The sequence below is a fragment of the Blastochloris sulfoviridis genome (assembly GCF_008630065.1).
Taxonomy (GTDB): domain Bacteria; phylum Pseudomonadota; class Alphaproteobacteria; order Rhizobiales; family Xanthobacteraceae; genus Blastochloris; species Blastochloris sulfoviridis.
Genome location: NZ_VWPL01000022.1, coordinates 1 through 23,685 on the forward strand (window position 1 = coordinate 1; position 23,685 = coordinate 23,685).

Consider the following 23,685-nt stretch of genomic DNA (forward strand, 5'->3'; position numbering starts at 1 on the left):
ACGGCGTGCCGCCCGCACCGGCTCGGGGTGGCCACCCCGAGCCGGTGCACCCATCAAAGCACATTTCGCCGTTCCAACCCGGGACCGTCCTCCGGAAAGGGGGGTCTTGTTCTGCAGACGATCCCGGGTCACGCAGCTTCGCTGCTTGCCCGGGATGACGCGGCACACAAGAGGATCCCGGCCCGAGATCAACACGTCCAGCACAATAGGCAACGAAAAAGCGCCCGGCGGTTTCCCGCCGGGCGCTGTCGTTTCACGGGATCGTCAGGCTCATGCGGTTTCCGGCTGAACAAGCCGGAGAACCGCATTCCATTCGCCGAAAAATCCCTTCCGGATCAAGGATTTTTCGGCGAGACCGTTTCCGGTATCCCGAAGGGATTAACCGGAAACCTGCATCACTGATGCGCCAGGATGGCGAGCAGCAGGAGCGCGACGATGTTGGTGATCTTGATCATCGGGTTCACGGCGGGGCCCGCGGTGTCCTTGTAGGGATCGCCGACGGTATCGCCGGTCACCGACGCCTTGTGGGCCTCGGAGCCCTTCTGGTGGACCTTGCCGTCCTTGTCGGTGAAGCCGTCCTCGAACGACTTCTTAGCATTGTCCCACGCGCCGCCGCCCGAGGTCATCGAGATGGCGACGAACAGGCCGGTGACGATGACGCCAAGCAGCAGCGCGCCGACCGTCGAGAACGCCGCCGACTTGCCCTCGGCACCGCCGCCGGCAATGAAGTAGATGGCGAAATAGACCACGACGGGCGACAGCACCGGCAGCAGCGAGGGGATGATCATCTCCTTGATCGCCGCCTTGGTCAGCATGTCGACAGCCTGGCCGTAATCGGGCTTCACCTTGTAGTCCATGATGCCCGGATTTTCGCGGAACTGCCGGCGCACCTCCTCGACGATGGCCGAGCCGGCGCGGCCGACCGCCATCATGCCCATGGCGCCGAACAGATACGGCAGGAGGCCGCCGAACAGCAGGCCGACCACGACGTAGGGGTTGGCCAGCGAGAAGTCGACCGAAACGCCCTCGAAGTACGGGAAGGTCGCCGAATTGGCGATGAAGTACTTCAGGTCCTCGCTATAGGCGGCGAACAGCACCAGGGCGCCGAGGCCGGCCGAACCGATGGCGTAGCCCTTGGTGACGGCCTTGGTGGTGTTGCCGACCGCGTCGAGGGCGTCGGTCGCCTTGCGGACTTCCTTGGGCAGGCCGGCCATCTCGGCAATGCCGCCGGCATTGTCGGTGACCGGGCCGAAGGCGTCGAGCGCGACGATGATGCCGGCGAGCGACAGCATGGCGGTGACCGCCACCGCGATGCCGAACAGGCCGGCCAGACTGTAGGTGGAGAGAATGCCGGCGATGATCACCAGCGTCGGCAGCGCGGTCGATTCAAGCGATACCGCGAGGCCCTGGATGATGTTGGTGCCGTGGCCGGTGACCGAGGCCTGGGCGATCGACACCACCGGGCGCTTGCCGGTGCCGGTGTAGTATTCGGTGATCACCACGATCAGCGCCGTCACGACGAAGCCCAGCACCGCGCAGGTGAACAGGTCGAGCGAGGTGAAGGCGACGCCGCCATTGGTCTTGAACTCGGTGCCGAAGCCGCCAAACAGCACGAGGTTGATCACGGCGATGGCCGCGATCGACAGCACGCCGGTGGCGATCAGGCCCTTGTAGAGGGCGCCCATGATCGACTGGCTGGGGCCGAGCTTGACGAAGAAGGTGCCGGCGATCGAGGTCGCCACGCACACCGCGCCGATCGCCAGCGGGTAGATCATCACGGTTTCGAGCACCGGCTGCCCGGCGAAGAAGATCGCCGCCAGGACCATGGTGGCGACCGCGGTCACCGCATAGGTCTCGAACAGGTCGGCGGCCATGCCGGCGCAGTCGCCGACATTGTCGCCGACATTGTCGGCGATGGTGGCCGGGTTGCGCGGATCGTCCTCCGGAATGCCGGCCTCGACCTTGCCGACGAGGTCGCCGCCGACGTCGGCGCCCTTGGTGAAGATGCCGCCGCCGAGACGGGCGAAGATGGAGATCAACGAGGCGCCGAAGCCCAGCGCCACCAGCGCGTCGACCACGACGCGGTCGCTCGGGGCATAGCCCATGAACTGGGTCAGCACGGTGAAGTAGACGGCGACGCCGAGCAGCGCGAGGCCGGCGACCAGAAGGCCGGTGACGGCGCCCGCCTTGAAGGCCAGCTCAAGACCGCCGGCCAGCGACTGGGTGGCCGCCTGGGCGGTGCGCACATTGGCCCGCACCGACACGTTCATGCCGATGAATCCGGCCGCGCCCGACAGCACCGCGCCGATGGCGAAGCCGATGGCGACGGTCGGCGACAGCAGCCACGCGACGATGCCGAAGATCACCACACCGACGATGGCGATGGTGATGTACTGGCGCTTGAGATAGGCCGACGCGCCTTCGCGGATCGCGGCCGCGATTTCCTGCATGCGCGCATTGCCGGCGTCGGCGGCCAGCAGCGATTTCGTCGCCCAGACGCCGTATACGATCGACAGCAAGCCGCCGATGATAATGAGTACGAGAGCTGTCATCCACCCCACCTTGGTTTCGTCAGTGGCCGGGCCGCACACCGCCAACGGGTCTGCGGAGCCGGCGATTTCGCCCGCCCCGCTGGAACAGTCTCGCGGCTGCTGCCGAGAAGCGCCGGCTTTCTAGCAAATGGCCCACTCTTCGCAATGGCCGCGCACACGGGCGCTGGGGACGGCCAGCCCGCCGGAGTTTGCAGTGCAGCGAATGATTGCGAACAAAACCACGGCAATACAGCAGGCTACCGCAAAAACCAGGGAGGCGGCCCGATCCCGACCGCAGGGTTTCGGCGGCACCCCCAAACTAAAGGATAATGCGGTCCCGCGCTGCGCCCGCGGGTGAAGCCTGCAAACGAAGCCTGCTAACGGGGACCGCAAGTGGAAGCCCGCAGGCGGCGTGCAGGGCGGCAAACAGCCACCCGTGGCCGGCTCCCTGGCCGCCGCCGGCTGACGACCGCGCCGGCCGCGGGTGAGGGATGCGGTGGGTGCCCGCCCGGCCAGAAATATTAAATAAACAACCGAATTTTGCCGGCAATTTTGCCGATAAAATATTCTAGGTATACAAATAAGCTAAGATCGACTCCTGCAGCCGCCAAATGCCGGGCGTGCCGGACAGAATACAGTCTTTGCTGCGCTGCAGCGATCATTCTTGCTTAATTATTCCTTTCAGAATTCATTAGTCGGTACTTCATGGAACCGAATAAAGCCAGCCTTTACGAATCGTCGTCATGATACAAGCGCTTGTTGCAGTCTATGTCATGAAGTGACGTTCGAATGACGTCCGATCGGCGGCTGCACGGCTGACACGAAACCCGGCCGGCCAGGCCGGGGTTTGGTGCCGGTTCACCGAAATCCCGTTATCGAACAAGGGTTTTCGGCGAGATTGTCGCCGGGGGAAGGCCCGGAGACCGTAGGAGATCGTGCGGCATGCAAGGACGCGGGAAGCGACGGTGAATGCGAACCCCAGGATCGGTGCGGCGATCGACGACGCCATCTGCGCCCCGCCGCCGGAGACCGGGGAGGGACGCTGCACGCCGTCCGCCTGCGCCTGTCCGCCCGCCGACTCCGCCCTGTGCCTGGAGGCGCTGAATGCCGCCGCCTTCGTGGTGGTCGCCGACGCCGAGGGGCGGATCGTCCAGGTGAACGACATGGCCTGCGACATCAGCGGCCATGCCCGCGCCGACCTGACCGGCCGCAGCTATCGCGCGTTCGTGTCGCTCGCCCGCGCCTCGGCGGCCGTGCGCCGGATGCGCCGGGCGGTCGCTGCGGCCGGGTCCTGGCGGGGCGATCTCTGCCTGCGCACCGCCGCGGGCGGCCACCTTTGGGCCGACGTCACCGTCACCGCACGGCCGGGTGGTGACGGCGCGGGCGGCTACACCGCGATCGGCATCGACATCACCCAGCGCAAGCAGGTGGAGGAGGCGTCCCGGCGCAGCGAGGCGCTCTACCGCTCGACCATGATGGCGCTGGGCGAGGGCATTCTCGTCCTCAATGATTGCGGGCACATCATATCCGCCAACCCGGCGGCGGAGCGCATTCTCGGCCTCAGCCGCGACGCGCTCATCGCGGGAAGGCCGCACTGGCAGGCGATCCGCGAGGACGGGAGCGACTTCCCGGTGCGGGAGTTCCCGGCCATGGTCACGCTGGCCACCGGCCGGGAGCAGCGCGACGTGGTGATGGGGCTGCGCCGCGGCGACGACACCATCACCTGGATTTCGGTCAATTCGGAACCGATCTTCGAGCATGGCGATGCGATGCCCTCGCGGGTGGTCACCTCGTTCTCCGACATCACCGCCCGCAAGCAGGCGCAGGACGTGCTGAGCGAGGCGATCGCCGCGATTCCGGACGGCTTTGCCGTCTACGACCGGAACGACCGGCTGCTGATCTGCAACGACGCCTATCGCGACATCTATGCGCTGTCGGCCGAGGCGATCCGCGCGGGCGAACGCTTCGAGACCATCCTGTATTACGGCCTGCGCAACGGCCAGTATCCCCAGGCCGGGGAGACGGATGCCCAGAAGGCGGCCTGGCTCGACGAACGCCTGCGGCTGCACCGCCAGCACTGCAGCGACGCTCTCCAGCAACTGCCCGGCGGCCGCTGGCTGCAATTGCGCGAGTGGCGCACGCCCTCCGGCTACACGGTGGGCCTGCGCGTCGATGTCAGCGAGCTCAAGCGCCAGTCGGCGACGCTGCAGGCGGTGGTCGACAATTTTCCCGGCGGCATCTCGTTCTTCGACGCCGATCTCAATCTGGTGGCCTGCAACAGCCAGTTCCGCACCGTGCTCGACCTGCCCGACGCGCTGTTCGCCGAGGGCCTGCCGACGCTGGAGATGATCTTCCGCGTCAATGCCGCGCGCGGCGAATACGGCCCTGGCGATCCGGACGAGCAGGTGCGCGCGCGGCTGGAGCTGGCCCGCAAGGCCGAGCCGCATATGTTCGAGCGCCTCCGCCCGGACGGCACGGTGATTGAGGTCCGCGGCACGCCGATCCCCGGCGGCGGCTTCATCACCACCTATGTCGACATCACCGCGCGGCGTGCCGCCGAGAAGCTCCTGAGCGACAGCGAGCGGCGCGCCCGCGAGAAGTCGGCCGCGCTGCAGATCACGCTCGCCCACATGAGCCAGGGCCTGACGATGTTCGACGCCGACGGCCGGCTGATGGTGTGGAACGACCGCTATGTCGAGATGTACGGGCTGACGCCCGGCACCGTGAAGCGCGGCGCCAGCGTCGAGTCGATCCTCGCCTGCCGCCGCCGGATGGGCGGCGACCCTGGCTTCGAGGAGTTCGTGAACGAGCTGCGCCGCGAGATCGGCCAGGGGCGCGCCTTCAGCACCACCGTACGGCTGGCCGACGGCCGCACCATCCTGATCGTCAACACGCCGATCGCCGAGGGCGGCTGGGTGTCGACGCATGAGGACGTCACCGAGCGCGAGCGCATCGCCCGCCAGATCAGCCATCTCGCCCACCACGACGTGCTCACCGGCCTCGCCAACCGCGCCGCCTTCAAGGCGCATGTCGAGACGGCGATCGCCCGCGCCGCCCGCCGCGGCGAAAACGTCGGCCTGCTCCTGATCGACCTCGACCGCTTCAAGGCGGTCAACGACACGCTCGGCCATGCGGCCGGCGACCGCCTGCTGCAGATGGTCGCCGAGCGGATGCGCCAGCAGGTGCGCGCCGGCGACGTGGTGGCGAGGCTCGGCGGCGACGAGTTCGCCATCCTCCAGGACAGCGTGCCCCACCAGCGCGAAGGCGCGATCGCGCTCGCCACCCGGCTCATCGCCGTGCTGGGCGAGATCTACGATCTGGAGGGGCGCCACGCCACCGTCGGCGCCAGCATCGGCATCGTGATTGCGCCCCAGGACGGCGACAAGGTCGATCAGCTCCTGCGCAATGCCGACCTCGCCCTCTACAAGGTCAAGGGTGGCGGCCGCAACGACTACCGCATCTTCGACAAGGCGCTCGACAGCGAGGCGCATGACCGCTGCCGGATCGAATGCGAGCTGCACGAGGCCATCGCCGCCGACGCGCTGCAGCTGCACTACCAGCCGATCGTGTCGCTGGCCGATGGCGGCGTCTGCGGCATGGAGGCGCTGGTCCGCTGGCCGCATCCCACCCGCGGCTTCATGACGCCGGATCGCTTCATCGACATCGCCGAGGATTCGGGCGTGATCGTGCAACTCGGCGAATGGGCGATCCAGCGCGCCTGCCGCGACGCGGCGCTGTGGCCCGATCACGTCAAGGTCGCCGTCAACATCTCGCCGAGCCACATCAAGAAGCGCACCTTGTTCGACAGCGTCGCCCGCGCGCTGGCGCAGCACGACGTGAAGCCGCAGCGCCTTGAGATCGAGGTCACCGAGACCGTGCTGCTGCGGCACGACGACGAGATCCTGGCCGAGCTGCGCCGGCTGCGCAGCCTCGGCGTCTCGGTGGTGCTGGACGATTTCGGCATCGGCTATTCGTCGCTCAGCCACCTCAGGATGTTCACCTTCGACAAGGTCAAGATCGACCGGTCGTTCGTCGGCGAGATCACCGAGCGGCCGGACTGCGCGGCCATCGTCTGCGCCATCGCCGGCCTGGCCCGCAGCCTGGGCATGGCCACCACCGCCGAAGGCGTCGAAACCAAACAGCAGCTCAAGCTGCTCAGGGCCGCCGGCTGCACGCAGGCGCAGGGCTATCTGTTCGGCCGGCCGCAGCCTGCCGCCGCGATCGACCTCGCCACCGCGGTCAGGACGCTGGCGTCGTAGAGCCTTCGCCGCAAAAGTGGATGCCGGTTTTGCGAAAGAGAATGCGACAGGTCTCTTTACTCCTCAGCCAGCCGGCGCAGCGCCTCGGGCACGCGGCCATCGGGGCTCGCCTGTGCCAGCGCCGCCAGCAGCTCCGCGCCGCCGAGCGCCGCGCCGCGCCGTGCGGCCACCAGCCGGGTCAGAATTCCGGGAAGCGCCGCGCCCTGGCGCACCAGCGCCGCGTGCCAGCGCCGGGCGGCGAGAAAGCCGCGATGGGCCAGCGGCGGCTCGATCGACCCACTCGCTTCGCGGACGGCGCGGCGGCTGAGCCGCACCAACCGCGCCAGTTCGGGGCGCGACAGCCGGCCCGTCCGCTGCAGCGCCTCGCAGGTGAGGAAATTGGTGAAGCCCTCGAAGAACCAGTCGTCGGCCGGGCCGGCGCGGCCGATCGCGCAGCCGAGCCAGTGGTGCAGGCGCTCGTGCAGCAGCAGCCACAGCGTGTGCGGCGTGGCGAGCCGGTCGTCGTCGGCGCTCACCGACACCAGCGCGCCATCCGGCAGCGCGAAGCCGGCGCCGGGCCGGCCGGGCGGATGCTCGCTTGAGGCAAAGAGGCACGCCGTCCAATCCGCAGGCGCCGTCTCGCCGAACAGGCGCCCGGCTTCCGCCATCAGCCGTGGCCACACGCCGGAAAGCTCGTCCAGCGCAAACGGAAAGCCGCGCTCGTGCACGAACAGCGTGCGGCCGCAGGTGCGCATCATCACATCGCCGATGACGAAATGGCAGCGCTCCAGCGCCGCACCGTCGTGGTGCCCGCGCGAAGGGTCGAGCCCGATCGTCAGGGCATCGGGAATATCGAGGCGTACCTCGCAATCCGCCTCGCCATGCAGCCGATGGAACAGCGCCATGCCGGGCACGAACAGCGCATCGCCGCGGCGGAAGCCGCGCAGCAGCGACACGGCATCCGCATAGTCCGGCAGCACGCAGTCATAGGCGAGGGTGAAGGGCTTCGAGGCCACGACCAAAACGCGGCCCGGCGCGGTGGCGGCCTGCGCATCCGCGCCGTCCACCACGAGATTGGCGATGCCACCTGCAAAGCCGCGCGCCGGCCCGTAAGTTTCGCGCAGCGTCAGCACGCTCACCGGCGATGTGGGCTCGACGCGTGCCACGACGTGCAGCCGGTCGGGCTGAGGCCGCGAGACCGTGTAGACGATCGCGGTCCTCTCAGGTGCCGGAGCTGACATAGCGCCTGAGCCCCAGATGGAACACGCCGGCCCCGAACGCCGCCACCGCCAGCGCGAGAAGCGGCATCATCCACGGCGCGACTTCCGCCACGCCATTCGTCGCGGCGATGCCGAGAAAGCTCTGCGCCGGATAGAAGGTGGCGAGGCCCAGCGGCAGCACGAAGGTGAGCAGCGCCTGCACCGGTCCCGGATAAATGGTGAGCGGATATTGGGTGAGGTAGTTCAGGCTGAGCACCGGCCGCGCCAACGAGGCGCGGCGGCGAAACCAGAAGCCCAGCGACACGAAGCCGATATAGAGGCCGCCATAGATGGCGGCGGCGCTTGCCGCCAGCAGCACGAATTCGGCCACTCTCGCCGCCGACCAGGCGAGATCCAGCATGTGCGCGGCGACCGCGACGACGACCACGCCCTTGATCACCACCGCCAGATGGTTGAGGTCGATATTGCGCAGGATCAGCGCCGGCAGGACCGCCAGCGGCTGGAGCAGAAGCTGATCGAGCCGGCCCTGGATGATGTAGGCGGATTCGAAGCTGAGGAAGACGCGGAAGAAGAAGACGGCGCTGAGGCCGAAGGCGACATCGCCGAAGCCGAGCAGGAACATCACATCCCAGAAGCGCCAGCCGTCGAGCGCCGCACCCGGCATCATCACCGCGCCGATGAAGGCGACGCTGAGCAGCGTGTAGATGACCTGCCCCACCGCGCCCATGACGAAATCGGCGCGGTACTGCAGCATCACCTTGAGATGCAGCGCCAGGAAGACGGGCAGGAGAGCGAGCGCGCGCATGCGGGGTCCGTGTGGTGCGGATGCGTCAGCTTCCATAGATGACATGGCGGCGCAGCGCGAGCGCCAGCACGCCGCGATTGGCAAGGTGCAGCGCCAGCGTCCAGGCCGCGCCGATGGCGAGCCCGGACAGAAGCGCGCTTGGCGTGGCCGGCTCCAATAGCACCTGGATCGGCCGGTAATAGATGTACTGGAACGGCAAAGCCTCCAGCCACAGCGCCACCACAGGCGGAAACAGGCTGAGCGGCACGATCAGCCCTGAGGCCAGCCGCACCAGCATGTCGAAGCTCCACGAGACCTGCTGGTTGACGAAGGTGAAGAACGACACGAGGCCGATCGCGAACTGGATCTCGAACGCCATGCGGAAGGCGATGACGGCATAGGGCAGGAACCATATCAGCCGGGCCGGCTCGACGCGGATCTCGTCGCCGAACAGCAGCATCAGCAGCAGCCACGCCGGCACGCCGTAATAGACGAGGCGGGCGAGCCCCAGCCCCACGAAGCGTGCGAAGAAGAAGCCCGCAAGCGGCAGCGGCCGCACCAGCGCCAGCGCCACGTCGCCGCTCTGCACCTCGGCCGCGACATCGCCGTCGACGCCCTGGTCGACGATCATGCGCAGCATCCAGGCGATCGAGAAATAGGTGATGAGCGCCGAGACCGATGCGCCGGCCGCGTCACCGCCGATTGCGCCGCCGTGCGCCGCCATCGCCAGCACGAAGAAGAAATAGCCCATGAAGGCGAGCGGGTAGGAGACGAACTCGATCACCACGTCCGCCGGATAGCACAGCGTCTCCTTGATGGCGGTGCGCCCGACCATGTAGCGGGCGAACAGCGCCTGTCTGGAGCGTCCGCCGATCCGGTTGAACCGAGCGGACGCTCCAGGTTCTAGAGTTGTCGCATTCTCCTTCGCAAAACCGGCTCCCACTTTTGCGAAGAATGCTCTAACGGTAGGCATGCAGGATCACCTCCTTGAGGGAGGGCTTCTCGACGAAGAATTCCGCGAGCGCATGGCGGCGCGTCATTTCGTCGACCAGCGCCGCGCAGATGCCCACCATGCCGGCCTCGGCATCGACCACGCCGCAAAGCTCCGGACCATCGATAGTGACGGCCACGCCCCGGCCCTGCAGGAAGGTCGCGGCGGCCTCGATGTCGGCGCCGGGCGGGAACACGAAGCGCAGCCGGCGGTAGCGGCCGTAGCGCTCGACGGCGGCATGCGCGGTGCCGTCGAACAATATGCGGCCGTCCTCCAGCAGGATCACTTGCGTGCAGATGTCCTCGATCACGGCGAGGTCGTGGCTGGTGATGACGATGGTGGTGTCGAACGCCGCATTGAGCCGCTTGAGCGCTTGGCCGAGCCGCTCCACCGACACCACGTCGAGGCCGATGGTCGGCTCGTCGAGAAACAGGATGTCGGGCTGCTGCAGCAGCACCTGCGCCACGGCGCAGCGCATGGTCTGGCCGAGGCTCAATGTGCGCGCCGGCTGGTGGAGCAGCTCGCCAAGCTCGAACAGCTCGGTGAGCTCGGCGAGCCGGCGCTCATAGTCGGCGCGAGTCACGCCGAAGACGGCGCGGTGCAGCTCGAACGACTCCACCACCGACAGATCCCACAACAGGTTCGAGCGCTGGCCGAACACCACGCCGATGCGCTGCACGTAATGCCGGCGCTGGCGGAAGGGATCGAGGCCGGCGACCGTCAACGTGCCGCCGTCGCGCGGCATGATGCCGACCAGGAGCTTGATGAGGGTGGACTTGCCGGCGCCATTGGCGCCCATCAGCCCGGCGATCGCGCCCTGCTCGATGTTGAAGGAAATGCCGTCGAGCGCGGCGCGCTCGATCCAGTCGGGGCGGACGAGCGCGCGGAGGGCATGGCCGAGGCCCGGCCGCTGCTGGCGGATGCGGTAGGTCTTGCGCAGGGTCTCGGCCTGGATCACGGGCGCCATGCGCGTGCCTCTCACGTCTTTCGCTCGGCGAGCACGAGAATCTGGCTGCGCGATGCCTGCGGGCTGAACCGGCGCGACGCCCCGGTGACGAGACGATAGAGGCGCTGCGAACCAAGCAGCGCCAGCGCCGCGCGGCGCAGGGCCGGCAGCGCAACGCGGTCGAGCAGCCGGTTGGGCGGCAGCAGCAGCCTGTCGAGCCGCGGCGAATAGACCACGTGGCCGATCGACAGCGTGTGCGGATAGAACACCTTCACGCGCTCCAGATAGGTGATCTCGTCGAGCAGGCGGATCAGCGGCAGTTCGAGCCGATAATAGTGCATGCGGTGCATGTGGCGGGTCTCGACGATGCGAAAACGCGCACCCACCGCGTCGAGAAGCTCCGCTTCCCCCGCCGCGCCCTCCTGCGAGAACACGTTGAGGCTCACCAGCAAAAGGCCGCCGGGCCGCAGCAGACGGGCGACGGTGTCGAAGAAACGCGGCCACGTCTCCGGCACGACATAATAGAGCATTTCGAGCGCCGACACCGCGTCCGCCGTGCCGGCGGGCAGATCGAGGTCGAGCACGTCGCCTTCGATGAAACGGAGATTTGCGACGCCCTCGTGGGTGGCGCGGCAGATCTGCACGCGCTCGGGCAGGCGCTCGATGCCGACCACCTGCGTCGCGCGGGCGGCGAGCAGCCGGGCGAAATGGCCGGTGCCGGCGCCGAGATCGTAGACGAGGCCGGGAGCGGGCAGGCGGGCTGCCAGCATGTCGAGGCAGTGGGCGTAGCGGTCGCGCTGGGAGGCGCGGCCCGACACGTACCATGCCTCGGTGGCGCTGCGGCGGATCGACGGATCGAGCATGCGGTCGGTCACGATCAAACCTCCGGCGGATCGAGCAGGGCGAGCGCCGCGGCCGGCGAGGCCACCAGCACGCGCCCGGCCGCAGCAAGCGTGGTGATGGTGTCGAACAGCGCCTGGCTTGTGCGGTCAAGCCGGTGGCACAGGCCAAGCAGGCGCTGCACGCCTTCGAGCGGCGACAGCGGCTGTGCGGGCCCATCGGCCGTGGGATCGAGCACCACCACGGTCAGCCGCTCGGCCGTCGTCTCGGCAGCAGCCTCGTCAAGGCGGACCTCGACGCACACCCGCCCGTCGCAGCCCTCGAACCGCCGGGCGGGCTCGATGCCGTCGAGCAGCGGGTCGTCGCGCCGAAGCTGGATGGCGCGAGGAAACGGCACCAGCCGGTCGCCGGAAAAGAACGTCACGTCCTCGGCGCCGCAGCGAAAGCCGCGCATCATCGCCCGCAGGCACAGCCCGCTCTTGCCGCTTGCGCCCTCGCCGGCGAACAGCAAAGCGCGGCCGTCGCGCGCCACCCAGCCGGCATGGAAGGCGGCGCAGCGTGAGTCCTGCTTCACCGCGCGCCGCACCATCTCCCAGTCGAGACGGTGCATGGCCTCGATCAGCGGGGCACGGACGAGCTCCGCGCCGTCGATGCGTACCAGCCAGCCGTCGTCGCATGGCGCCAGCGTGAAACGGCCGGCTTCGCCGCCGGGCGGCCGTAGGCAGGCGGCATAGGCGCGGCGGAAGAAGGCCAGCGCCGCGGGCGAGGCGCTCTCAAGGCCGTAGGCGCGATCACCCACCGCGATGGTCATCCGGTCGCGGCGCACGCGGCCTCGCTGTCGGGCAGCAGCAGATCATTGGCGCGGAACTGGGCGAGCATGGTGCGCACATCCTCCAGCGCCTGCGCGTGCGGAATGTCGAAGGCGCGCGCGAACGCCGCGGCCGCCTCCTCCTCGTCGCGCGGCTCCAGGAAGAGCTGGAGGATCACCTTGGCGGTGACGTTGAACTCGTGCACCCGGCCGCTTTCGGTATCGAGCGCGAAGAGCTGGTCATCCTTCTCGGTGATCAGCAAGGACGGCTTGATCTGCTGGCGCACGGCCATCGCTGCTCTCCCTGTGCAGATGCGGATCCCAGAGGTTTTCGGCCGGCGCGCGGCAGAAGCGCCGCAGGCCGCGCAGCCCGGTCGCCACCGCACTGAGGCGGGCGAGGTCGTCGTCGGTGAACGGCCCGCCGAGCTTGTTGATGAGCTGCACCGCGCCTTCCGGCGCCCGCAACAGGCGCGGGATCGGTGCCACCATCACCGAATGCGTCTCGTAGCCGGAATAGTGGTCGCGCAGCCGGCTCAGCGCGTTGGGGTCGAAGGGCGCCTCGTTGGAGACGATGGCTCCGCGTCGCTGCACGGCCTTGCCGGCCAGCCCTTCGCCGGGCTTCACCGCCAGCGTCATGTCCTCCAGCCCCTCGGCATAGATGGCGACATAGACGCCGTGGCGCGCCTTCAGGAACAGCGTGGCGCGGTCGCAGCCGAAGTCCTGGCGCAGCGCCAGCCCCAGCGCGTGCAGGCCCGCGGCATCGGCGGGCAGCGTGCGCACCAGCGCCTGGTAGCGGTCGGCCAGCGCGTCTCCCATTCAGGCCTTCTCCAGCACCGCCACCAGCTTGGCGCTGTCGTCGGTGAACGGCACGTCGGAATCGCAGGCGCCGAACGCCGCGACCTGCACGAGCCCGGCAGCCCGGCACAGCGCCTCGAACTGGGCAAGATACACCCGCCGGATGGGCGAGATCAGCTCCTCGTGCTCGAAGCTGCCGTCGGGCAGCACGGTCTCGTAGAAAAAGACGATGTCCTTCTTCGTCTCGTCGACGATGCGGCTGGTCGAGGTGACGGTCAGCGTCGAGCCGTCCTCCTGCACCGCGCGGTGGGTGACGAAGCTCTCGCCCGGCGGATAGAGCCGCAGATTGTTCTCCTCGGGCATCAGCTCGATGATGAACAGCCCGCCCGGCCGCAGCAGCGCCGCCACGCTTTGGAAGAAGCTGAGCTGCTGGTGCGGCGCGAACAGCACGTTCTGGAACGAATAGAACATGTTCAGCGCGGCATCGAACCGGCCGCTGAGCCGGAAGTTGCGCAGGTCCGCGACATGGGTCTCGATGGTCATGCCATGCTCGGCGGCGGCGCCCTGCGTGCGGGCGAGCATTGCCGGATCGATGTCGGCTGCCGCCGCGCGATAGCCCATGCGCGCCAGCTCGACGATATGGTTGCCCGGACCGCAGGCGATGTCGAGCACGCGCGCGACATCGGTGCCGTAGGTCTTGAACACATGGTCGAGGAAGAGCGCCTCGCGCGAATAGTCCTTGAAGAAGCCGAAATTGCGCTCGTAGCTTGCGGCGTAATCGTTGGGCACGGCAGAAGCCTCAAACCAGCCGGTGGGAGGAACCGCAGGCTTCGCCCAGCGGAATGGTGACGAGTCCGGCCTTGGCCATTCGGAAAATCTGCTCGCGACAATCCATCGCGGCCAGCGCCTCGGGCACGCCGTAGTGAGCAGCGAGGTGGGCCGAGATGTCGTCGAGCGCATGTGCGCCGTCGCACAGCGACAGGATCAGCGCCGCCGGCGCGTTGAGCCGGTAGCTGGCGCCGGTCTCGGCGATCTCCACCAAGCCGTCGGCGCCCAAGTGCACGTCGTCGCAGCGCGCGGGGCGGTCGTCCGCGGCAAGATGCTCGGCGCCGAGCAGCGCCTTCAGCGTCTGCGGCGCAGACTCGACCAGCGCGAAATAGAGGTGGATCGCCAGCTCGATGGCGTGCAGCGCGATGGCGCAGTTCTCGCGCGTCGGCTCGATATAGGAGCCGTTGAGGTGGCGGTTGTCGGCGGCGCAGCCGCCGGCGCAGATGAACCGCGCCCAGCAGGCGCTGCAGCCCGGCCGCTGGCCGACATTCAGCCGTTCCCACAATCTCAGGGACGCCTCGCGGTTGTAGCCGTGGGCGACATCGCCGAGCCGGCAGTCGTCGAGGCCGAGCAGCTTGTAGCAGGAATAGATCTCGCCGGTGGCGGCGATGGTGACGTAGTCGAGCCCGGCATTGCAGGCGCGGGTGCGCGGCAGGCGCTTCGAGATCACCCGCATGTAGTTGACGAACGGGTTGAGGCTGAACACCTCGCCGCGCAGCAGCGCCGCGAGATAATCGTCCGCAACCTCGGTCAGTTGGGCCTTCGCCTGCGCGGTCTCGTCCAGCCCCACGGCGTGGGGGCTGTCGCGCGGCACCAGACCGCGATCCATGCGGATGGCATCGATGCCGTGGCTGCGGAAAAACCGCACGGCCGCCGGCAGTTCCAGCGTCTGGCGGAAATAGGTGATGTTGACGCCGACCGGGCACTCAGGGCAGGCGGCGCGGAACGCCTGCAGGGCGGCGAACGACTCGGCGAACACCGAGCCTTCGTCCTTCTTGAAGCGCCGCAGCCTGTCGTGCACCTCCGGCTCGCCGTCGAGGCTCCACAGGACGGAGAAGCGGTGACGGCGGAAGAAGTCGTACATCGGCGGCCGCATCAGGCAGCCATTGGTGATGAGCTGGTAGCGGAACCGGTCAGGATACGTCGCCTCGGCATAGTCGACGAGGCGCACGATGAGGTCGAACTTCAGCAGCGGCTCGCCGCCGAAGAAGGTGATGCTGACGCCGTCGCGATAGCCGGCCTGGGCCAGGAAATCGATGCAGGCGCGGCCGGTGTCCTCGCGCAGCGACTGCATCTCGTCGCGATAGGCATGCTGCAGGTCGGGCATCGCCATCACGCAATAGGCGCACGCCAGATTGCAGTGGTGGGTGACGTTGAGCAGCACCGAGCCGATGCCGGTGGGCGGCAGGGTGTCGTCTGGCGCGCCGTCCTCGGCGGGTGCGATGGCGTCGAGATGGCCGAAGGTGTCGAGGTCGTCCAAGGCGGCACGGCTCAAGGCGGCCCGGCTCGGGGCGGCTTGGCTCGGGCTGGCCTCACCTGCGGCGAAGGCCTGCCCGGTCGAGGCGTTGACGAGATAGTCCCGCCCCGAGACCGAAAAGGCGTGCAGATGCCCGGATCGGGCCGCCAAGCGGGAATTGGAGAGCCAGCACGTCATGGCATGCAACGTCACGTTCGACCCCGAGGCTGCATGCGCACCTCACCCTCGCGCCAAATCAGGATGCCACGGCGACGCGCCGAGCATGCTCCGCAATTCCGCCGGACAGGGCACCGCGCGGCGTTCAGGACCGGCCGCAGCCGACAACGCCCAGCAGCAACACCACCTGGATGCAGGGCCGAGACCGACCCCGCACCCAGGCTCCCGCATACCGGCCCCCAAATCAGATCACCGCCGCCTGGCGGCAACGGATCGCCGTGGGGACGCGCATCCCGGCGGGATCACTTGTTGGGCTTCTTCTTCCTCCGCTCGCCCGGGGCATAGAATGCGCAGGGCTGGTCGATATCGCGGATCTCCTTGGGCGTGACCACGGTCCGCATGGTCGGCCGAACATAGGTCTTGGTCATAGGCACTTCGTTGGTCTTCATGGCGTCCTCCTTCTGGGCGGGAGAAGGCGAATAGACTACCAAGTTTGTGACAAAATGCCTTGATGTGAATCAACAACGGGCAGACGTACCGCCCAGGGCGGGACGGCATGCTCTCGGCGCCCGGACGATTCGTCTGCACGCCATGAGCGAGAGATGGTTCATCTCGGCGGAACATCGCCACCGGGGATGCTCCAATACTCGGCGGACCGAGCGCAACAACAGGTAGAAATCCGTCCTCCGCAAGGTCGGCCTTGACCGGCGGATGGCGGGGCTGGCTGGTCTGCGGTTTCCGGCCGATCAAGCCTTCGAGCCGTATTCCGATCGCCGAAAATCCCGTTATCGAACAAGGGATATTCGGCGAGACCGGTTCCAGTGCCCCGACGGGATCAACCGGAAGCCGAATCAGATGCCGCAACCGTTGTCGATGTCCTTGCGGATCGCCGGGCAGGCCCGCACCAGCTTGTCGATCGCCGCCTTCGCGCCATCGAGCGGGATGCGCGCGATCAGCCCGGGGGCGCGCTCGGCCGTCTCGTCGTCGAGCGCCATCACGTCGGCGGTCTCGTCATAGAACAGCAGCGCGCGCGCCGCCTTGAAGGAGTCGAGGCTCACGTCGCAGGTCGAGCCCTGCAGCTCGAAATGGCCGCCCGGCACCTGCGCGATCATGCCCTCGCCTATCGCCGGATCGCCGACGAACCGGTAGCGCTGGATCGCCTCGGTGGGGGCGAAGTTGGCGTGTGGCCGCACCAGGCCGGGCGTGAGCATAAGGGCGGCCGCCGGATGGGTGAAGCCGCGGTCGGGCAGGCAGCGCAGGCCGACGCTCTCGCCGCCGGTCGTGACGGAGGCCGACAGCCCCCACAGCGGATGCGCGCCATAGGTCCAGATGCCGCTTCCCGAAGCGCCGCTCCCTTGAGCGCTCCGTTGGGCGTTCCCTTGGGCATTCTGTTGGGCGTGGACGGGGGCCGCCAGGGCCAGCAGCGCGGCCAGCGCCATCGGCAGCATCGATCGGGCAGGGTGTGTCATGCGGGTCTCTCAAAACCGTTTCAATCGTCGTCGAGCTGGGCGAGGTCGCCGGCCAGTCCCGAACTCACGCGGCCGCGCAGCAGCGCCAGCGACAGCCACACCAGATAGGCGCCGCCCAGCGCCGCGAGCACGAGGTGCGCCCATACGTCCCCGTCCGCCACCTCATAGGCGCGGTAGAGCTCGTGCGGCGAGAACATCGAGCGCCGCTGGTCGAGCAGCGCCAGCGCGGTGTGGCCGGCGATCCAGCCGACCCCGCCGATCACCGCCACGCCGAGCAGCGGAATCAGCCACACCGAGGCCAGCGCGAAGCACAGCGTGAACAGCGGCGCGAACGGATCGATCTCGACCGGATGCGGCAGGGTGAACAGCGGCAGCGTCGCCGCGACCACCAGCGCGCTCCGCAGCAGCAACCCGCCCACCGGGCTGCGGCGCGCGCTCGTCGGCGCCGGGTGGCGCGCCATGCCGTGCCGCACGCGCTCGGCGGCTGCCTCATAGTGCTCCGGCGGGCAGAACAGGATCATCACCGTGCGCCAGGAATTGCCGAGCGCGATGGCGTGGAGGCGCGGATAGAAGCGCGCCTTGACGATGCCGCGCCAGGCGGCGCGCTGGTCGGCGGTGCTCTTGGCGATCAGGCCGGTGCCGACCGCGCCGGGCCTGCCGGTCAGCGCGCCGAGCAAGATGGTGGCCTTCGCCACCTTGTCGGCCCGGCGGTCGATGGTCTCGGCCCGCGCCCCGCGCCTGTCGAGCGTGAAGCGCATGGACATGCGGTTGCGGTAGATCAGCGCCATTCCCAGCACGCCGACGCCGAACAGCGCAAACGAAATGCCGCCGCTGATCGCCAGCATCATCGGGATCGCATCCGGGCTGCCGCTCACCGCCATCAGGAACGACAGGAACGCGCCCATGATCAGCGCGGTAAGGCCGAACACCTTGGCATAGCTGGCGAGCAGCAGCGGATTGGTGGCGACCGGAACGTCGATCTCCCACTGCAGCGGCTGCTCGGTGCCGCCCTTCTTGGCTTTCGCGCCGTCCGTCATCTGCGCCTTGCCTCCATCTCCGCGTGTTCGTGTTTGTCACGTCTCGTGCCGCCCCGTCCGCTCACGGCCGCCCGCCTGTGGCCGCAGGGTCCAGGGCCGGACAGCCGGCCGCCTGCCGCGCCTTGCGCCAGCCGTCGCATCCCGTTTCCAGGAGCGGCTTGCGGAAGGACTCCAGATAGGCCAGCGCGATCTCGCTGCGGGCCGCCTCCAGCCGGTAGGCGTTGCCGAGTTTCGTCAGCTCCTCGGTCAGCGCCGCCCGGGATGCCTCCAGCGTGGCGTAATGGCTGGCCTTCCGGGCGCTTTCCTCGGGCGTGTCCAAATAGCGGGCCTTGAGCTCGCCGCCGACGGCCTGGAGCTGCCGGCTGGGCTCGGCTGCGGCCGCCTCGAAATCCGCCTTCATCTGCGCGAGATCGCGGCGGTAGGTGGCGACGGTGGCATCGTAGCCGACCCGGTCCCAGCCCCTGGAGTCGCGCAGCAATTGCTGAGCCTCGGCGAGGCCCTCCGCCACCGCCTTGTGCATCTGCTGGTCGGCGATCTCCTGTCCGATCCCGGTCTTCAGGTCGATCGCCACGCCCGCGGCGAACAGCGGCAGCGACAGCTTCTTGACCGTATTGAGCCAGGTCGCGGCCTCCCAGGCGACGCCGGGAGCGTCGTCCGGCAGGGCGAAGCCGGCCGCGAGCGCGCCGACATATTCGGAGACGGTGCGGACATTGGCCTGCTCCAGGATCAGCGCCAGCTCGATCGCCTGCTCGCAGGGGGAGTCGGCCGTGCGGTCGAGGGCGTCGGCCGCCTCGCGGATCACCTCCGCATCGCGCGGCCGGGGCATCGGCCCGCGCCGACCGTCAGCCGCCATTGCGGCGGCGTCCGCAACCTCGGTCTCGTAGCGATCGACGATCGCCTCGGCGTTGCGGGCGGTCGGCAGGCATTGGCCGCGCAGCCGCATCACCGCCTGCCGCAGCCTCTCGGCGGCGGTGCGCGGCTTGGGCGCCGTCGCCGCTGGCGTCACCGCGGCGAGCACGGAGACGACATCGAGCCCATCGGAATAGACGCTCTGTTCCAGGCAGGCGCGCCATGCGCCGGGGTCGTTGGGCAGCGGCTCGCGCCACACGCCGTAGCCCGAAAGCTCGCACGCGCCGTCCTTGTAGCGGCTGCCGACGCCCGAGGTGTGCGGCACCGCCCGGCACAGGCAGTCATAGAGCCCCGGCGGCGCGGCCCGTCCCGCCGCGGCGAGCGTCTTGTCCAGCTTGGCGGCGTTGAGGCGGCTCAACAGGTCGATGGCCGCGGCGCGCTGGTCGTCCAGACGTGCCGGCGGCGCGGTCTGCGCGCCGGCGGCAACGGGCCAAGCGACGGGCCAAGCCAGCAGCAGGCCGGCGGCGAGGGCGCGGGCAAGAAGGCCGGTCCGATGGCGGGGCATGGTCATCCTCCGGTCACCGATGGGCAGGGGAGGGCGCGATCGCCTTGGCGAACGCATCGAGAAAGTCCCTCGCGTCGAAATCCGCATCGTCGAGGAGCTGGAAGCGCTCGGCGGCGGTCATGCCGGCGGGGGCGGCGCGGTCGATGGCGATGCGCTCCAGAACGAGGCGTACCGGCTGGTTCTCGACCGGAGCCGCCGCGAACACCGCCGCAAAGAACCGCCAGCCGGTGTCCACGCAGGTGGCGTAGGTGGCCATGCGCCAGCCGCCGCCGGCCCCGACCTCGAACGCCTTGGGCATCAGCCGCACATCGAGCGTGCCGTCCCAGCCCGGCGGCAGGTCCATGACGAACGGCGCGCGGTCGCGGCCGCAGACCGTGACGGTGAGCCGTGAGCCGCCACCGCTCCGGGCCTGCCAGGAGAGCAGCAGCTTCGCCTGCAGCCGAAGGTCGGCAGTGGGCGGATCGAGCGACAGGCCGACGCCGAATCCGGTGGTCGACAGGGGATCGACCTTGATGGACAGGCGCCGCGGCGCGCGGGCGGCGCCCGAAGGCACGTCGGCCACCGCCGCTGTCGAGGCGAGGCCGGTCCAGCCCCAGCCATGGCCGGCCGGCACGTCGGCGACGAAGCGGCCATCGGCGAAGCGGGCAAACGCCGCCTCGCCGCCGGCGGCGAGAAAGGGCATCCAGGACGGGTCCGGCGTGCCGGCAAACAGCATGTGCGCCGGCAGCGGCGCCACGCCCGGTGCCGGGGCGGCCTGCGCCGGCTCTGCCGCCGGCCGGTCGTCGATCTCGACACGGGCGAGCTTCACCGTGGCCGCCGCGCCTTCCGTGTGGGGCAGCGCCTGCACGGCGATCTCCAGCGCCAGGAACGGCTGCAGGAGCTCCCAGGCGTCGCGGAACGGCGCGATGCCGTCGCCCGAGACGAGGACGCCCTCGTTTGAGATCGCGATCTCGACGCGGCCGGGCGATGGCGCGGTGATCGGGATGTCGCGGTGCCGGCCATCGGCGGAGAAGCGCCGCAGCGTGGCCGGCGCACCGTCGGCCGCCGGCTGCCACATCAGCCCGTAGCCATCGGATGTGAGGCAGTTGTCGTGGCGCCCCGTGCACAGGCCGAACAGCGCGCCGGTGGTCGCCGCCGGGTCGAACTCGAAGACGAGGCGCGTCTGCGCCCCGGCGGCGAGATCGCCGAGGCGGACGGCGGTGGTGGTGGTGACGGCGCCGGCTGCGCCGTGGCGCGCCCCGGCAGGATAGGCGATGGCGATGCCCCCGCCGTCGATCTGGACATAGGCGGGATCGCCGCCGGCCCAGGCCGCCTTGCGCCAGTCCTGGGGCGTCGTGGCGGGCAGCATTTGGCGCCGGCCGGCCGGCACCGGCGGCAGGCCGGTCGGCGGGGCGGGGACCGGGGCCCTGGCAGCCTCGCGCACCGGCGCCGCGGCCGATGACTCAGGCGGGGGAGGCGGGCTCGCGGCCGGGGCGTCGGTCAGCGCGCCGATCCAGTCCGCCGCCGTCGCCAGCGCCGGCGAATCGGGGCCATCCTGGCGCGCCAGGAAGCCGGCGATCAGCCCGCCTTGCGGGGTGGCGATGGTTTGCACCTCGCCCAGCACGCGCGTCGCCCGGCCGTCGGGCCATACGAACCGGCCCTCGATCACCCGGGTGCGGCGCACGCCGCGCGGCCGGCTGGCGGTGCCGAGATCCTGCACCGTGCGGGCCCGGTCGAACAGCCGCGCCGCAACCGTGCGGAAGGCCGTCTCCAGCTGCGCCGGATCGAGCGGCGCCGAGACGAACACGACGGCGGCTGCGTCGGGGGCGGTGGCGATCCGCAGCGCCAGCTTCTGGCCCGGCGCGAGCGCCAGGTCGCTGCGCGCCGTCACCGGCCAGTCGGGCGGCAAGGTGACCCGGGGCCCCTGTGGTCTCGGAACGGCGGTTTGGGCCTCCGCCGAGCCCGCAGCCCCGGCAAGCGCCGCCAGACCGGCAACCAGAAGGACCGCCAGGGCCGTTGCCGCAGCGGCGAAGCCGGACGCCCGCATCGACACCCCCCGTCTGCTGCGTCGAATCCGGCCTCTGGTAACATAGGATGCCCGGAAGATCACTTCGTGATCGCCGCACCGTTCTTGCCGGGAGTTCCCGTTTGAGGCGGAAATTTTGCGCAATGCAGGGTCCGGTTGATCGCTCGGGATGCCGGAAACCGCATTGCGGAGCCCGCATCACACCAGCCGCAGGGCGCCGAGCTCCCACAGCCCCCGCAGGGTGATGAAGACACCCAGCGTCATCACCAGCGCGCCGGAGATGTAGGGCAGCCGCCCGGCCCATCGATCGAAGCCCGACCAGCCGGCGGCCGCCCGCCGCGTGCCCCACGCCGCCACGAGGCCGATGGCGATGAGCGTGATTGCCAGCCCGAGGCTGAAGGCCGCCACCATGGCGACGCCGAGCGTGAGCGCCTTGATCTGCAGGCAGATCAGCAGCACGGCGATGGCGGCCGGGCAGGGCAGGAGCCCGCCGGTAAAGCCGAACCAGGCGATCTCCCAGTTCCTCACCGTGCGCTCGCCGCCGAAGCGCGCGGCGATCTCGCGCGCGTGCGCCGCCGCGTGCGCATCGCCTGCGTGCGCGTGCGCATCGGCTTCGTGGGCGTCGGCTTCGTGGGCGTGGCCTGCGTGGTGATGATCGTGGTCGTGGTCGTGGCCATGGTCTTCATGGACGTGCGCCGTCCTGCGGATCGAGCGCAGGAGACGCGCCGCCAGCAGCATGACGAGCAGGCCCGAGGCCAGCACCAGCCATGGCTCGGCGCGATCGAGGATGAGCGCGTCGCCGAGCGTCAGGCCCAGCACGGCCAGGCCCCAGACCACGATGGTATGGCCGATGGCGGCGCTGACGCCGAGCAGCACCGCCTGGGCCGGCGTGCCGCGGATCGCCACGATGAACGCCGCCATCAGCGATTTGGAATGTCCGGGCTCCAGCGCGTGCAGCGCCCCCAGCAGCACGGCGGCCGGCAGATAGAGCCAGGGATTGGCAGCCCCGGCCTGGATGACGGTGGCAAGGTCCGGCATGGCGCCTCACAGATATTTGGTGAGCTGCTTGATCTCGCCGAGCACCGCCTTCACGTCCGGCCCGCGCCCGTCCTGCAGGCAGTGCTCGATATGATCGTGGATCAGCATCTTCTTGGCGTTGGCGACGGCCGCCTCGACCGCGTGGAGCTGCTGGGCGACGTCGAGGCAGGGCTTGCCGGCCTCGACCATGGCGATCACCGACCGCAAGTGTCCCTCGGCCCGCTTGAGGCGGGGAACGATGTCGGCATGGGAGATTTGAGCCATTATAACCTATCCTGGTGGAGGGGATATTGGCGAAGATAGGCCGACCGGGCGGGCACGTCCAGCCTCCGGGAGGCGAGGGCGCCCGCCCGCGCCGGTCCGCCGGGGCGCTGGTCTCGACCGGGCCTGATACGGTTTCCGGTTGATCCCTTCGGGAAACCGGGGAGGGTCTCGCCGAAAACTCCGTGTTCGGAAGCGGGATTTTCGGCGATCGGAATACGGCTCGAACGCTGATCAGCTGGAAGCCGTATGACCTGGCTCGGTTCGGCTCGGCTTGGTCTGGCTCGGCTTGGTGTGGCTTGGTCTGGCTCGGTTTGCCGGCGCGGCGGGCACGGCCGATGCCAAGCCCGGCCCGTTCGCCCCGAACCAAGCTTGGTGAAAACGCGCGGGCAGGGGGTGGACGACAAACGGCCAAGTCGCTATATCGGCCAAATCATCGAACCGGCGCGCCGGACGGCCGTCTATTTCCTTTCGGAAGACGGCAGACGCATCGCCGCCGCTGGCTTGGTGGGGGATAGTTTAATGGTAGAACAGCGGACTCTGACTCCGCTAGTCTTGGTTCGAATCCAGGTCCCCCAGCCAAACAAAATCAAGCGCTTGGCTTGATGCCGCCTGGACCCGGTTGGGACATTTCGGAATTTCTGTTCCCGGCATGTCGCGCGGCGCAGGTCGCGGGTGGCGCGCAGCCTTTTCCCGGATATATAGGAAACTATACCCAAAATTGCTGCAAGGCCATTAGGCGGATCGGCCGCGTTCTGCCTCGTTGCAACGTGGCGAGTTTGCCCCGGCAATCCACGTCTCTGGTTGAAGATAAATATGAATTCGTGGAAGCCCGTGCCGGCAAATT

General features: G+C 69.0%; 19 protein-coding genes and 1 tRNA gene. 2 read left to right on the plus strand and 18 right to left on the minus strand.

The genetic code is table 11. The features are described 5' to 3' along the window. Positions 1–395: 395 nt before the first annotated feature. A complete protein-coding gene (locus F1193_RS12085; protein WP_150098072.1) occupies positions 396–2,552 on the minus strand; it encodes a sodium-translocating pyrophosphatase in 2,157 nt (718 codons plus the stop codon). 944 nt (positions 2,553–3,496) lie between these two features. On the opposite strand from F1193_RS12085, the gene F1193_RS12090 reads away from it, so the two are divergent. Further along, positions 3,497–6,790: a PAS-domain containing protein gene (locus F1193_RS12090; protein ID WP_150098073.1), complete on the plus strand. Its 3,294-nt coding sequence runs from the start codon at positions 3,497–3,499 to the stop codon at positions 6,788–6,790. 56 nt (positions 6,791–6,846) lie between these two features. Here the strand turns inward: F1193_RS12090 and F1193_RS12095 are convergent, their stop codons facing one another. From F1193_RS12095 to F1193_RS12170, 17 genes are all read right to left on the minus strand, one after another. Further along, positions 6,847–7,935: a hypothetical protein gene (locus F1193_RS12095; protein WP_150098074.1), complete on the minus strand. Its 1,089-nt coding sequence runs from the start codon at positions 7,933–7,935 to the stop codon at positions 6,847–6,849. A gap of 55 nt (positions 7,936–7,990) precedes the next feature. Beyond that, a complete protein-coding gene (locus tag F1193_RS12100; protein WP_170263574.1) occupies positions 7,991–8,794 on the minus strand; it encodes an ABC transporter permease in 804 nt (267 codons plus the stop codon). Positions 8,795–8,819: 25 nt separating this feature from the next. Next, positions 8,820–9,608 carry an ABC transporter permease gene (locus tag F1193_RS12105; RefSeq protein ID WP_170263576.1) on the minus strand — a complete coding sequence of 263 codons (789 nt, stop codon included), beginning with the start codon at positions 9,606–9,608 and terminating at the stop codon, positions 8,820–8,822. Positions 9,609–9,732: 124 nt separating this feature from the next. Continuing rightward, positions 9,733–10,731, minus strand: a complete 999-nt coding sequence (locus tag F1193_RS12110; protein ID WP_150098077.1) for an ABC transporter ATP-binding protein — start codon at positions 10,729–10,731, stop codon at positions 9,733–9,735. Positions 10,732–10,742: 11 nt separating this feature from the next. Continuing rightward, positions 10,743–11,585 (minus strand): class I SAM-dependent methyltransferase, encoded by an 843-nt coding sequence (locus tag F1193_RS12115; protein WP_150098078.1) that lies wholly within the window; start codon positions 11,583–11,585, stop codon positions 10,743–10,745. A gap of 2 nt (positions 11,586–11,587) precedes the next feature. Then, positions 11,588–12,376: a hypothetical protein gene (locus F1193_RS12120; protein ID WP_150098079.1), complete on the minus strand. Its 789-nt coding sequence runs from the start codon at positions 12,374–12,376 to the stop codon at positions 11,588–11,590. Continuing rightward, positions 12,358–12,651 (minus strand): PqqD family peptide modification chaperone, encoded by a 294-nt coding sequence (locus F1193_RS12125; RefSeq protein ID WP_150098080.1) that lies wholly within the window; start codon positions 12,649–12,651, stop codon positions 12,358–12,360. The genes F1193_RS12120 and F1193_RS12125 overlap by 19 nt, the downstream gene beginning before the upstream one ends. Next, positions 12,599–13,174 (minus strand): GAF domain-containing protein, encoded by a 576-nt coding sequence (locus tag F1193_RS12130; protein WP_150098081.1) that lies wholly within the window; start codon positions 13,172–13,174, stop codon positions 12,599–12,601. Before F1193_RS12130 ends, F1193_RS12125 begins: the two co-directional genes overlap by 53 nt. Beyond that, complete coding sequence (locus F1193_RS12135; RefSeq protein WP_170263578.1) at positions 13,175–13,942, minus strand: class I SAM-dependent DNA methyltransferase; 768 nt, start codon at positions 13,940–13,942, stop codon at positions 13,175–13,177. 10 nt (positions 13,943–13,952) lie between these two features. Next, positions 13,953–15,608 carry a PqqD family peptide modification chaperone gene (locus tag F1193_RS12140; RefSeq protein WP_170263580.1) on the minus strand — a complete coding sequence of 552 codons (1,656 nt, stop codon included), beginning with the start codon at positions 15,606–15,608 and terminating at the stop codon, positions 13,953–13,955. Between the two features lie 308 nt (positions 15,609–15,916). Then, the gene (locus tag F1193_RS17110; protein ID WP_170263582.1) at positions 15,917–16,063 is read right to left on the minus strand and encodes a hypothetical protein; all 147 of its coding nucleotides are present in this window, start codon (positions 16,061–16,063) and stop codon (positions 15,917–15,919) included. A 402-nt stretch (positions 16,064–16,465) separates the two neighbouring features. Next, a complete protein-coding gene (locus F1193_RS12145) occupies positions 16,466–17,083 on the minus strand; it encodes a hypothetical protein (protein ID WP_150098084.1) in 618 nt (205 codons plus the stop codon). 20 nt (positions 17,084–17,103) lie between these two features. Beyond that, on the minus strand, positions 17,104–18,120 hold the full coding sequence (locus F1193_RS12150) for a hypothetical protein (RefSeq protein ID WP_150098085.1): 1,017 nt from the start codon (positions 18,118–18,120) through the stop codon (positions 17,104–17,106). Between the two features lie 61 nt (positions 18,121–18,181). Next, positions 18,182–19,534 (minus strand): hypothetical protein, encoded by a 1,353-nt coding sequence (locus tag F1193_RS12155; RefSeq protein WP_150098086.1) that lies wholly within the window; start codon positions 19,532–19,534, stop codon positions 18,182–18,184. Between the two features lie 13 nt (positions 19,535–19,547). Continuing rightward, positions 19,548–21,560 (minus strand): hypothetical protein, encoded by a 2,013-nt coding sequence (locus F1193_RS12160; protein WP_150098087.1) that lies wholly within the window; start codon positions 21,558–21,560, stop codon positions 19,548–19,550. A gap of 177 nt (positions 21,561–21,737) precedes the next feature. Next, a complete protein-coding gene (locus F1193_RS12165) occupies positions 21,738–22,577 on the minus strand; it encodes a nickel/cobalt efflux transporter (RefSeq protein WP_150098088.1) in 840 nt (279 codons plus the stop codon). 6 nt (positions 22,578–22,583) lie between these two features. Continuing rightward, entirely contained in the window at positions 22,584–22,841 is a 258-nt protein-coding gene (locus tag F1193_RS12170) for a metal-sensing transcriptional repressor (protein ID WP_150098089.1), read from the minus strand. Positions 22,842–23,346: 505 nt separating this feature from the next. On the opposite strand from F1193_RS12170, the gene F1193_RS12175 reads away from it, so the two are divergent. Beyond that, a tRNA-Gln gene (locus tag F1193_RS12175) sits at positions 23,347–23,420 on the plus strand. Positions 23,421–23,685: the final 265 nt, after the last annotated feature.